The organism is Gimesia benthica, from assembly GCF_009720525.1.
In the GTDB taxonomy this organism is placed as follows: domain Bacteria; phylum Planctomycetota; class Planctomycetia; order Planctomycetales; family Planctomycetaceae; genus Gimesia; species Gimesia benthica.
On record NZ_CP043930.1, the window covers coordinates 6297838 to 6311175 of the forward strand.

General features: G+C 48.2%; 6 protein-coding genes and 1 pseudogene. 3 read left to right on the forward strand and 4 right to left on the reverse strand.

Features of this window, described 5'->3' with window-relative positions; translation table 11 throughout:
* Positions 1–71 precede the first annotated feature (71 nt).
* The 4 genes from F1728_RS24480 to F1728_RS24495 all read right to left on the reverse strand — a co-directional run bounded on the left by F1728_RS24480 (position 72) and on the right by F1728_RS24495 (position 8500).
* Entirely contained in the window at positions 72–4901 is a 4830-nt protein-coding gene (locus tag F1728_RS24480) for a hypothetical protein (protein ID WP_155366273.1), read from the reverse strand.
* 152 nt (positions 4902–5053) lie between these two features.
* Positions 5054–5908, reverse strand: a complete 855-nt coding sequence (locus tag F1728_RS24485) for a carboxylesterase family protein (protein ID WP_155366274.1) — start codon at positions 5906–5908, stop codon at positions 5054–5056.
* Positions 5909–6300: 392 nt separating this feature from the next.
* Entirely contained in the window at positions 6301–7392 is a 1092-nt protein-coding gene (locus F1728_RS24490; RefSeq protein ID WP_155366275.1) for a DUF1559 family PulG-like putative transporter, read from the reverse strand.
* Entirely contained in the window at positions 7382–8500 is a 1119-nt protein-coding gene (locus tag F1728_RS24495) for a DUF4339 domain-containing protein (RefSeq protein ID WP_155366276.1), read from the reverse strand. The genes F1728_RS24490 and F1728_RS24495 overlap by 11 nt, the downstream gene beginning before the upstream one ends.
* Positions 8501–8722: 222 nt before the next feature.
* On the opposite strand from F1728_RS24495, the pseudogene F1728_RS31850 reads away from it, so the two are divergent.
* From F1728_RS31850 to F1728_RS24510, 3 genes and pseudogenes are all read left to right on the forward strand, one after another.
* Positions 8723–8960: pseudogene (locus F1728_RS31850) on the forward strand (integrase core domain-containing protein); the annotation flags it as partial.
* A 1045-nt stretch (positions 8961–10005) separates the two neighbouring features.
* A complete protein-coding gene (locus F1728_RS24505) occupies positions 10006–10650 on the forward strand; it encodes an RNA polymerase sigma factor (protein ID WP_194242500.1) in 645 nt (214 codons plus the stop codon).
* Positions 10619–13189: a protein kinase domain-containing protein gene (locus F1728_RS24510; RefSeq protein ID WP_228030332.1), complete on the forward strand. Its 2571-nt coding sequence runs from the start codon at positions 10619–10621 to the stop codon at positions 13187–13189. The genes F1728_RS24505 and F1728_RS24510 overlap by 32 nt, the downstream gene beginning before the upstream one ends.
* The last annotated feature ends 149 nt before the right edge of the window (positions 13190–13338 follow it).

Sequence of the window (13338 nt, forward strand, 5' to 3'; positions counted from 1 at the left end):
GTCCTTGAGCTCTTTCTGTATTCCAGCTAACAACTGATTCCGTCCGCAATACGATCTGGAGAACTCCAGGTTCAAGCTTTTTTGAAATGAGATCGAAACAAAAACAAGATCACTCCCAGGACCAGGACTACATTCAGCCCCAGAACGAGAAGCATCATGTTTGATTCACCTTCCGGTGCCTCATCCTTTTTTGACACCTGGAGACTGCTGCGGTTCCCGGTCTTGAAAGACATATCGGGTGCGAGAATCTGATTACCAGCTTCAGTGTCCAGTTCTACCAGACTGATCAGTTTGTCACCGTTCACATCTGCTCGATAAAACGCCTCTTCGATCCGCATGACGCGCGGTTCTGGACTCCCATCCAGCTTGATTTTGCCGCTGTTTTTCTCTGCGTTGAGAACCTCGTCGAGGTTTAAAGAACCATCCTGATTTTCGTCGCAGTGTTTCAGGATGAGTGCCTTAGGGACTTTGCTCATATCTGCAGTGAATTTGAACTCGTTAAAATCCAGATAGCCATTTTTGTTGACGTCCAGTCGGTCGAAATATTCCTGGCGCAACAGGTTTAATTCCATGCCTGAAGACCAGCCTAGTTCCGTCAGTGTCACCCGTCCGTCTTTGTCTGTGTCCCGGGAATAGGAAATCCAGTTTTCAACCCGATTCGCAGGCAGAGATGTTCGATATTCATCGAGAGAAAGCACTCCATCCTGATTCAGGTCAAAACCCGGAAAAGTATAGCTTGCCAGTGGTCGCAGAAAAGGAGCAATGCCTTCCATCAATTCGGTTTCGTCCAGGGACGCATCCAGATTGAGATCCATCTTCCGAAATTCGGCAATCGGATCGAGCAGATGCCCGGGCATCTCCGCCCATTCCTTGAGTGTAATGTTTTCATCCTGGTCAGCATCCCCTTGATCAAAAAGTTTTTTGCCCGCCTCTTCCCCCAGTCGCTGATAATAATTCATGAACTCTTTGAGCGTCAGTGAATCATTGTGATCGCGATCCAAAGCTTTGAAATGCCACCAGTAGACGATTTGCCCAGTTGGCAGGTGAAGCAGTTGACCGTCCAGGCGACGTAATCCATATCCCGCTTCAAACAGCCAGCGGCAATCATGTTTGCTGATTTTACCATCTGCATCTCGATCCCAGTCCTGCCAGGAAGAAAGCGCCAGTCCCGGGATTTGCCTCCCTGGTTTTGCTGACTGAAACTCATCGGGAGAAAGCATTCCGTCTTGATCCTGATCCCACTGGCTCCAGTTTTTTTCAAGCTTCTCCATGAGCCTGTCAACGTGGCCGCTCAGTGGATTTGACAAAGCACCACGAAGCTGACTCGGAGCCATCCCCGGTACTGCAGCGTACTCATCAAGTGCCAGTTTCTGATCCACATTCCGATCAAAGAGCTGAAAATCCCGTCGTGCTTCAAGTTGTTTATCTGCAGGAAATGCAGCCGTAAATTCAGACGGGGTCAAAAATCCGTCCTGATCAGTATCGCGTTTGCGGAACCCGGCTTTGAGTGCCACCTCTGGGGAAGTCTTACTAGCATCAACGGAAAAGTTAAACTCGTTCGGGTCAAGAAAACCATCCCGATTCTGGTCCAGTCTGTCAAAATACTCCTTACGTAACAGACTTAGTTCCGGCCCTGGAGTCCATGGCAGTTCGGACAGGCTTAACTTTCCGTCATGATCCTGATCTCGTGCGCTGAGCATCCAATTTTCCACTCGATTCGCCACCATGGTTAAGCGGTACTCGTCAAGTGAAAGAAATCCATCCCTATCGAGATCAAACCCGGGGAAGATGGTTTTGACCAGCGGCTTCAAAAATGGAGCGACACCATCGGTGATTTCCTGCTGACTGAGTTTCCCATCAAAGCTGGTATCATATTTACGAAATTCTGAAACGGGATCGAGTAAAAAACCGGGCATTTCTGCCCACTCTTTAAGTGAGAGCATTTCATCCTGATTCGAATCCCCTTTCTGAAAACGCGTTTTTGCATCCTCTTCACCAAACCGGTTGTAATAGGTCTGAAACTCTGCCAGGGATAAGCCATCACTGTGATCGCGGTCTAGATCTTTGAAATGCCACCAGTAGACAACAAGCCCCGAGGGAAGCTGAAGAGGCTGGCCATCCAGACGTCGCAATCCATAGGCGGCTGTTATCACCCCTCGACATTCTTCCAGGTCAATGGTACCGTCCGAATTATGGTCCCACTCGCGCAGCTCAAGAGATTCGATGCATGGCAGGTGTGTACTCAATGTTGTGGATGGATATTCTTTCGCAGACAGATTGCCATCGCCATCCTGATCCCACTGCTCCCAGTTTTCTTCAATCAGAGCTATCTGCTTTTCAATCATTGGAGTCAGTGGATGCGGCAAAGCCCCACGTAAAGCCAATGGAACCTGACCGGGTATCGTTCGAAATTCCTGAGCAGATAAATGATCATCACCATCCAGATTAAACAGCTTGAAATCACGTTTTGCTTCTGCCTGCTTCTCTTGAGGAAAGGCTGCCAAATACTCCGTTTCATCTAACCGGCTATCCTTGTCAGTATCTCTGGAAGCAAATGCAACCTGTAGTACAATCTCCTCCGGTACCCGATTACTGTCGATGGAAAACTGATATTCATTTAGTTCGAGAAAACCATTCTGATTGAGGTCAAGACGTCGAAAGTACTCATGCCTTAAGAGGCTTAACTCCAGTCCGGGAGTCCAGGCCATCTCATTCAGGCTCAAACGCCCATCAAAATCCAAATCACGTGAAGTAACAGACCAGTTCTCCAACTTATTGACCGGCATTGTCATGCGGTATTCGTCCAGGGAGAGCTTTCCATCACGATCCAGATCAAACCCCGGAAAAGTATAACGAGATAATGGGACTAACCATTTTGCGGTCTGCTCGACAAGCTCATCCTGATCCACAAAGGTGTCCAGGTTGCGATCCATTAGTTGAAATTCAGAAATTGGGTCGAGCAACAGACCGGGCATCTCTGCCCATTCCTGAAGTGAGATCGTCTGATTCTGGTCAGAGTCTCCATCGGTAAACCTTTGCTTCCCTTTCTCTTCTCCATATCTCCGGTAGTAACTTTGAAACTCTTCTAAGGTCAGTTGTTCGTTGTGATCTCGGTCCAGATTTTTAAAATGCCACCAGTATACGATGCGTCCCGAGGGAAGGTACAAAGGCTGACCATCGAGGCGTCTTAATCCGTAAGCCGCTTCCAGCACATGACGGCAGTCATCTCGACTGATGGTTCCGTCAGCATCACGGTCCCATTCTTTCAAAGTGGTCTGGGGTAAGCCCGAAATATGATCTTCGAGTTTCGCAACCTTGAATTCCTCAGGAGACAAAGTGTCATTACCATCCTGATCCCACTGCTGCCAGTGTTTTTCGACCACAGCCAACTGTTGCTCTACCAGAGCTTGCAGAGGATGTGGCAACCCCTGACGTAAAGCGACAGGGATCAGACCGGCGATCGTGCGATACTCTTCAAACGAGATGAGTTCATTCCCGTCACGGTTAAACAGATGAAAGTCGCGTCTGGCTCCTGCCTGCTTCTCTTCTGGGAACGAGGCCACGAATTCTTCTTCGGTCACTTGTCTGTCCCGGTTGGCATCCCGGCTGTAAAAACCAGCTTTTAAGGCCATCTCGGGGGGGACTTTTCCACCGTTGACCGACACTTTGAACTCATCGAGTTCCAGGTAGCCGTTCTCATTCTGATCCAGCCGTTGAAAATAATCCTGACGTAACAGACTCAATTCCAGTCCGGGGATCCAGGCCATTTCCTGCAGGCTCAGGCGACCATCATGATCCGTATCCCGGGAAGTGACATCCCAGTTTTCCACCCGGTTCGCTACCAGCGTCAGTCGGTACTCATCTAAAGAAAGCGTTCCATTCTGATCCCGGTCAAAGCCCGGAAAGGTAAACTGCGCCAGTGGACGCAGAAACGGAGCGATCCCTTCCAGCAGTTCCTGCGGATCTACCTGGGCATCGAGATTCCGATCCAGGTTTCGAAATTCGGAAATTGGATCTAAGAGATAGCCCGGTTGCTCCGCCCATTCATTCAAGGTGATGGATTGATTTTGATCTGAATCGCACTTTTTAAATCGCTGCTTCGCTTCATCCTCACCAAAGCGATTGTAGTACGCCACAAATTCCTTGAGACTCAGCTGATCATTCCGATCTCGATCCAGATCCTTGAAATGCCACCAGTAAACCACCTGACCGGTCGGTAACTCCAGGAGCTGACCATCCAGGCGTCTCAATCCGTAAGCCGCTTCCAGCACTTGACGGCAGTCCTCCCGGCTGACGGTTCCATCAGCATCCCGGTCCCATTCTTTCAGAGTGGTCTGGGGTAAGCCTGGGATCTGATCTTCGAGTTTCGCCGACTTGAATTCCTCAGGGGACAGGCGGTCGTTTCCATCCGTGTCCCACTTCTTCCAGTTCTGATTAATGACGTCTGTCTGTTTTTCAACATGAGTACCCAAAGGATGAGTGATTGAACCACGAAATCGTTTAGGTACAAGACCTGGAATTGTGCGGTATTCCTCAAATGACAGAGACTGATCACCATTACGATTGAATAGCTTGAAGTCTCTCTGAGCGACAGGTTGTTTCTGTCCAGGAAACGATTTGAGAAATTCTGATCTGGATAACTGACCATTCTCATCAGCATCGTGAGCAAGAAAAGAATCTTTAATGTTTATCAGGGACATAGACGTCTTGGTGGCAGGGGTACTCCTTGGTTTCTCTACCCTGGATTCTGGCTTCTGGCTGCCTGTATCTGCTCGCAGGCAGGTAGTCTCAAAATCAGGAGAACTGAGAAGAATAATCCAACAATAAAAAGACCTGAAAATCAGATATATAACGTTATTACGATTGAACATGAACCTATACCCTTCGGTACAAAACAACATCCAAACAAATATTCATGCTACAAATACATTTACCAATGTACAACAATAATTATGGTTAATTATTTACAGACATTAAATTTGCAAGATTGGATAGAAGGTATTTCCCGGGCAAGTGATCTGGGACCATTTGAGATAGTGAGTTCAGAAGATGTTCAATGAGAACTGCCCGGCGATCTTCTTTGTTTGAATAACCATTCCATCATTCCGGACTGCTTACTGTATGTAGGTGTCCAGCTATCATGAGCAACTCCCCGTAACTCCACGTAAACTGGTGAACTGCCCACCTGTTGAAGTGCCTTAACCATCCTTCTTGAAGAAGCTACCGGTATGGTCTGATCTGCATCTCCGTGAGCAATCCAGATGGGCATCTTTGAGAATCTGGATACTGTTTCCGGATTGCCTCCACCGCAAATCGGTACGGCTGCAGCAAACAATTCCGGGTAACGGGCAATCATACTCCAGGTCCCGAAGCCTCCCATCGAATATCCTGTGACGTAGATCCTCTGTTGATCAATGGGATATTTACTGCAAATGTCCAGAATTAACTCGTGAATCTGATCAAGCAGCAATTTATCTTCGCCGGCGGGAGTGTCATCCTGGATTACAGTCGACGACCAGTTCATGCCGCGCGGGCATTGCGGTGCCAGAACAAAACAGGGAAACGCCTCTCGGCAAGGAGATTTTGCCATTTGCTGAGGTAGAAATTTTAGCTGTTGTCGATTGTCATTTCCTCGTTCTCCTGCCCCATGCAGGGACACAATCAGGGGATAAGCTTTCCTTCTCTCAACCCTCTCCGGTTTCAAAAGCCTTGCTCTGAGAGTAACAGAATCTTTTGAAATATCTGTCAGATTTGGAGTCGGGAGGGACTCGAATTCGTTGACAATCTCGGGAGCCAAAATGATTTCGGTTTTGGTTTTATCATGATTCGATGAAAGGCAGATAAAGAATCCTGCATTCACCAGGATCCATGCCATGATGAAGCCGATGGTGGATTTAAAAACCTTCATGTTGACTCAATCACGAGAGATAAAGTACGAGCAGCATTACCAGACATTTGCTCGCACATCAAACAATCCAATCTTATTTACAGAATACAAGCTGACTATTGTCACAGGATGCGGAAGCCGCATCTCGGCGGCTGTTCCGGACTGATGGTTCCCACTTCCTTGCGATTGCTAAGAATCTGGTTATCTGGATCCGGTACGGCAGGCATATTCGCATTCTGCTTCGGTCAGTAGAAGTGTCAACGGCCCGCTGATGACGCAGAGCATCCTCGAGGCCAGGATCGAGGTGCCAAAGGCCAACCCCCCTAAATCTGAGTACATAATTGATTTCGAGCGATCATGAATTCTGCTAAATTTTAGATAGATTCAGAAGCTGAATTTCTGAAATACTACGCTTATTGTTCCAGTGGCGTACCACTTAATGCCTGCCCTTGGGGACTGGCGAGAGCAGCATATACTTTTCCGTCAATGTCTGCTGATAGAAACTGAATGTGTCCATCACAGTATCCAACGTTAACTCCTCCTTCGTGCAGTGAATTGGGAAAAGGGGCACTCCCCTCGGGCTGAGTAATTCCGGCGTTAATCTTGCTTGAACCTGAATTTGAGCGATTATAATCCACGTTTCCGGAAGCGCAGTTGCTATTCAGGCAGGGATTTCCTATATAAAAACTGGTGAGATAGGGATTCGGCGAAGCCCAGTTGGCTGAATCAGGTCTGGCTGGATCGTAGCCCGTACGGATATTCTCAGAAATCAGCATGGTATTGGAGGCACCGTCTGTGAGCCCGGACATCTGATAGTGACGCTTGGCCCGAATGACCCCTTTCCACGTTTCGTTGAAAAACAGTCCCATCTGGAAAAATATTTCCCGATCTGACGGTGTTCCATCCCCCTCCGTAGATGAGTTGCATGTAATCCCGTTTCCATTCAAATCCAGCTTTCCTGATGAAGGACCAACTGGACAGTCATGGATTCCACCAATCATTGCAGAAAAGCCGACACCACTGCTGACGACGTAAGTCAGATTTCCCTGGCCGGGGACTTCAGTGATATCATCAGGGCAGGTCAGGACAGGGAGATGCGTTTGGGCCAGGGGAGCATTAACGGGATCTTTGTAGTTCAGTTCAACATCCCATTGATTGTACAGGTTGGACTGATCAATAAAAGGTAGAATGGCCACAACCCAGCTCCGAAAAGAGCCCCCGCCTGTCGGAGTCCCATCTCCGAAATAACCACAAGCAGGGAACCGATTCGCACTGTCTGTCGCCTGCAGCAGTCCCAGACTTACATTGCGCATGTTATTTAAACACTGCAACTGTCTGGCCGAGTTGCGTGCTGACTGAACCGCGGGAAGCGCCAGCGCAATTAATATCCCGATGATCGCTGTCGCAACCAGTAATTCGACAAGGGTAAAACCTGCTCTCTGGCGAAACGCCCCTGTTAGAGAACTGTGATTGATTCGTACGATATTTCCAGGTTTAGATTTCATCAGCTTGCGCCTCCAGCCACCAGGCGGCAAAGTAAGCCACTACAGCCACAATGACCACGGAATCAACAAAGTACATCCAGTATGCAAACGGGGAACATTCGCCCAGGAGCGGAAAGATCAGTTTGGTTTCAGTCGGTCTGCGTGAAGGGAAAATCATGTTCTGTTTTTCCGACCAGTTCAACAGAAAAAATATTGTGATATTCGCGGTCACCAAAGCTGCCCCCACTCGGTACCCGAGACGCAAATAGGGCGCTGCAATATAGACCAGCAGTGGTCCCAGCATAAGAACCGTCAGTAAGGAGCAGCCGGCATATGCCAGAAACAACAGGGGCGAGGTATATCCGATAAAAGGAAAATAGAGTTTCCCCTGCCCCATCCAATCGACAAATCCATAGATCCCCAGACTCGCACAGAGGATGAAAACGCAACCCACCAGCAACTTGCGAAAAGCAGGATGATCCCGAAAGGAAAAGCTGAATGTCGGGAGTATTTGCCTGGGAGGCGAAGTCTGTTCCTGTTTGGGTGCCCGGGCATCGACGCGCTCGACAGCTGCGTTCACAGTCGATGACCAGGTCTCTTCGGAATAAGCACCGATTTCAACATCATCGTTTAGATTGTCTGAATCGCTGAGCGCGTCCTCAAGCTGTTCCAAACCGGTCGCTGATTCCGTGCTGCCGTCAACAGGAGCATGAAGATTTACATGAATCTCCCGCTGGGGGTCGAGGGGAACCGAAGGGATCTTACTGTCTCTTAATGACAGCAGCCGTTTCAGCCAGCCCGGGCGTTCAGATTTTTGTCCCTGAAGAGCAGAAGCAGTCGACTCAGATTCATCTGAATTTGCCAGAAATGTATCCAGATCATTTTCATCAGCATATTCATTATCAAGGTCCATTTCTTCAGAGGAAACGGGGGGCAGGGGCTCAGGTTCTTTCCGCGCCATATAAAACAGACCCACTACAGAATCTGCCCGTTGCCACTCAACCATATAGCTGGGACGCACTAAGGAGTCAGGCAATAAACGCTCTTCACGCACCATGTCCACCATATCACGGAAGAGATATGGTCCCAGCTCTTCATCAGACTGTTTGTAGAACCATTCAGTCGCCATTGTTAGCCATCATCAAGATGCAAGTAATGCTCCCATGATTCCAGTTTCAAATTAAAGCAAGGAATCACTTGACCAGAATGAAACACCAGTGTACATAAAGAATTGTTCGAATTGCAACGTTGGTTCACGCATTATGTTCATACAAAGTGAATCAAGACGGGAGATTGATTGAAATAGGCTGCTCTTCAAAAGTGGTACAAAAGTTTTGAAGGTTCTTATCGCACTGAATTTTTTTCGAAGAGTCTGGTTAGGAGGGCTTACTGGAACCGGGTGAAGCTTGACTTCAGTCGTCCTGGAAAGCCTACAGATAATGCGTTTATTGAATCCTTCAGCGGTCGACTGTAGCGGGAATGTCTGAACCAGCACTGGTTGCTATCACTGGCAGATGCCCAAGAAAAACTGGATTCCTGGAAAAAACATTTACAACGACCGGCATCCCCACAGTACATTGGGCAGTTGAACGCCTCAGGAGTTTGCTAATTTTTCAGACCGGGGGCAAGGTTAAAATTTTGGGTTTTAAATCTTGTCCGGCTTGAGAGCGAACATTCAATCAGCCCTCATTATTCTCCGCTGAACAAGAACGTAAACAAACGGGAATCAACAGATAACAATTAGCTTTGACTGAATTGACCAGTAATTGGATCCACGTGAGGCTTTAATCACAGCATTTGTCTCCCGACCAGCAATTCTAGAGGTTTTACTATCAGGCCCTATTACCTCGATTTTTGTAGGCCAATGATCGACTTAAGACTATCTCTTCGATCTGCTTTGTCGAAAATGTGTCTTTGCGAGTTCATTAATTTTATCCAATTCCGGATCATCACCATCTTGCCCATCCCCAGTAACGACGCCAGACACACGACAAAGGGGGCTTATATATCCGCAGTTTTTCTGCCCACCTGTTCGACCGGAAGCAAACGGGCGGTAAACTAGGTGTCGCCAAGACTGAAGTGGCTGGGTAGTTCGATGTCAGTACCAAAAGGTAATGAGAATCTTCTCTGAAACTGTCGATTGCTCGGATCGTTATTAAACTGTCAGCACATTCTGAGTGGTTTTCTCTGGTTCAGAGATTCGGAAGCATACTTTCGGCTACAAGAATTTTTTGAACTAAGTGGATCAGAAATCAACAGGTGAATCGGTGGAACTGAGAATCGCTTAAAGCCGTAGAGATTTTGATTTTCCCACACTCGTCGTGCTGAATTCCGACTGGGCGACAGTCGAAATAACAGTTAAAGTAGTCACGTAACTTATAACCTCTTTTGGCGGAACGATACCTTGAGGAATACCTATCCCCACAGGTAGCGGATGTATACAATCAAGCAATATATTGATAGAATGTAGAGAGTTATAGCAATTATGTATTCTTGTACTATGACGCCGTCTGATGTGCGACTTGTCGCGTCTGAAGGTGACTGGTCATGACAATATCTCTAATATTATCCGGAATTCGTGTCAAATCCTCTGACGAGATGGATTAGATACTATAGTCAATTGAGGAGACTGGTGTGACTGAATTTCCAGAAACCGTTGATAGCTTGATCGTTCGGCTGCGCGACCCGTCGAATCGTGCAGCGTGGGATCAATTTGAAGAGCTCTATCGACCGGTTATCTTTCGCATCGCACGAGCGAAGGGACTTCAGCATGCCGATGCGCTCGATTTGGTTCAGCAAGTGCTGATCTCAGTAGCTTCCGCGATCAGTAACTACGAAAAACAAGGAAGCGGAGTGCGATTTAGGAATTGGCTAAGCCGAATCACCCGAAACGCGATACTTAAGGCATTCTCGCGGCAACCTCGCGACCGTGCGACCGGCGGCTCAGGTATCCTGGACGTACTCTCGGAGTTACCAGATGCTGATCCTGAAACTGATGCGATGATTAACCTTGAGTATCGACGTGAATTATTTCACCGGGCCGCTGGATATGTGCGAGGTGAGATTCTGGAAGCGACATGGTTAGCATTTGAAATGTCTACATTGCAGCAAAACTCTATTGAACGGACAGCGGATTTTTTGGCTGTTTCAACCGGGAGTGTATATGCGGCTCGAAGTCGTGTCATGCGGCAGATTCGAAATACAGTAATTCGACTAGAAAACTCCGACTTCTGGGAGGAAATAAATCATGAACATGAACCCAATAGAGAAAGTTTGTAATTTACAATGTATTGAAGACTATCTAGACGAACGTCTCAGCGATTCAGCGGTCGTTGAGTTTGAATATCATCTCATCGGCTGTGAACACTGCCGCACCGAACTGCAAAAACGCTCTGCTGAGCCGGAGATCTGGCGTGATGCCATAGCATTGCTGAGCAGCATCGATAGTTTTTCTCATGACCAGAACTCTGGAGAGCAAAGCAACGGTCAAGGAGATCAGCATGTTTCCAATGTGCTCGAGTTACTCGCTCCGACTGACGACCCGGAGATGCTCGGTCGCATCGGTGGCTATGAAATTATCGGAGTCGTGGGGTTTGGAGGGATGGGGGCGGTCTTGAAGGGATTCGACAAGTCACTATGCCGCGTGGTGGCGATTAAAATGATGGCTCCACATCTGGCTGGTAGCGGTTCGGCTCGCAGACGATTCCAGCGTGAAGCCAAAGCAGCGGCGGCGATCACTCACGAGAACGTTATCGATATTTATGGGGTTTCCGAAGAGAATGGACTGCCCTATCTGGTTATGCCCTTTGCTCGCGGGCCATCGTTGCAAAAACGTATCAATGAAAGTGGTCCGCTGACGACTCATGAGGTGGTTCGGATTGGGCTCCAAATTGCTTCTGGCCTGGCGGCGGCTCACGAGCAGGGGCTTGTTCATCGAGACATCAAGCCGGCTAACATACTGCTGAATGAGGGAAACGAGAGACTGTGGATAACTGACTTTGGCATTGCACGAGCGGTGGATGATGCATCGATGACACAGACCGGAGTAATTGCCGGTACACCGCAATACATGTCGCCTGAGCAGGCTAGAGGTGAGTCTGTGGATCAACGTAGCGATTTATTTAGCATGGGGAGTGTGCTTTACACCGCGTGTACTGGACGTCCACCGTTTCGCTCCGAATCGGCCTACGGTGTTCTGCGCCGCATCACTGATACCGCCCCGCGGCGGATCATCGAGATTAATCCAGACATTCCGATATGGTTATGTCGACTCATCGAACGACTAATGGAGAAACACCCCACCGATCGTTTCAAAGGAGCTAGTGAAGTGGTCAAAGTACTGGAAGGATGTATGGCTCATCTGCAACAGCCAACTATAGTCGAATTACCACAGTGTGTCGCATCGTCAAGCCGCTCTGGTGAGTCAGTCTCTCCGAAAGATAAAAAGTGGCCTAAGCAGAGTCGTTCTAAATCCACACATTCATCTTATTGGCGACGCACGAGAAATTGGATTTTGATTTGCTTGGCGATACTGGCGGGAAGCGGGATTGCCGCAATGCAAATGACGAAACCAGAGGATATCTCTGGAAGGTGGTCGGGTGAGAAGTGGAAAAGCGTTTCATTAACGACAGTGGAAAAGGCATCCGGATGGTACACCGGTACATTTACTAATTTGGATGGTCGTCAAGGTGCCCTTCAGCTTGAGTGGTCTCGATTGCAACGGCGTTATAACGGTCGGTGGATGATCGGCGATGATTTGTCTGGTTCCGTAACGCTGCGAGTCAGCGCCAACGAACTTCGTGGAGCCGTAGCGGTGGACTCCTATTCGCGTGTCGCCGCGAAGATGCCCCGCTTGCGCGAGTTCATTTGGGTACGTAGTCCTGACGCGGTAAAGAGGTTTCACACAGACAAATTCAAAGGTCCACCAACAGCTATTCAGTCTCCGGTCATTGGTCATATCGTTCGATGGGGTGAAGGCATCCGCGAAAACAGCCATGTCAACAAGGGAGATCTGTTAGCCGAAGTGGCAAATCTGGATTCCGAATATCTAGACCGACTCAAAAAGCAGTTGGCCGACTCTGCTGTTCAAGTTGAAGCAGCCAAGAAAACTCTCGAGTCGGACCGAAGACAGCTGGAAGCCATGCGGTCTATTGTGGCTGCTTTAAAATCACAGCAATCGGTTTACGAGAAGGTGGCGAATGAGTTCTCTAAGGCATCAAGAATTGTTGTAGACTCAGCAAAGATCAAAGTCGAAACCACCAAAGCAGAACGGGATGAAGTTTTCGCGGAGTTGGAGCAGGCTCGGGCGGAGTTCGATCAGCAAAAGATGTTGTTCGATAAGAGGCTTGTCTCTCAACTCAAATTCAAACAGGCTGAACGCAAGCTTAAACAAGCTGAGGCAAAGGTTAAAAATGCCGAAACTCAGATTCAGTCGTCGAAAAACGAGTTGAATATGAAATTGAATGATCGGGCATCAAAGCAAGCTAAAGCGAAAGCCGATCTTGCTCAAGTCGCTGCTCAACTAAACAAGGCACTGGCTGATATAGCAAGACTCGAGAGCGATATCGCGAAAGCGGAATCGCACGTCGCAAAATCCCAAAGTGTTTACGAAGAGTTGCAGACAAAGTTATCACGACAAGCAAAGATTATTGTTAGAGCACCCTTTACCGGATTCGTTACTGATGTCATCGATGCGAGGGGCGTCCTCAAAAAAGGTGGCTTGCTTTGTTATCTCTGGCCGGAGGTTGCTGAAAACGTGCCTGAAAATTCATCAGTTGAGAAGAAGCACAGTAATGAAGAAGCAGACGCCGATGACTAGTATTACAGCACTAGGAATGTCTTGGAAAATACTTCTGAATCTATTGGATTCGGAGCATCAAACCTGCACAAGGAGGTGCTGTCATGGATGCTCGTGAAACTCGTCGGCTGAAGCCGGAACTAAGTCGTTATTTAAATCGCTTTGCGGAC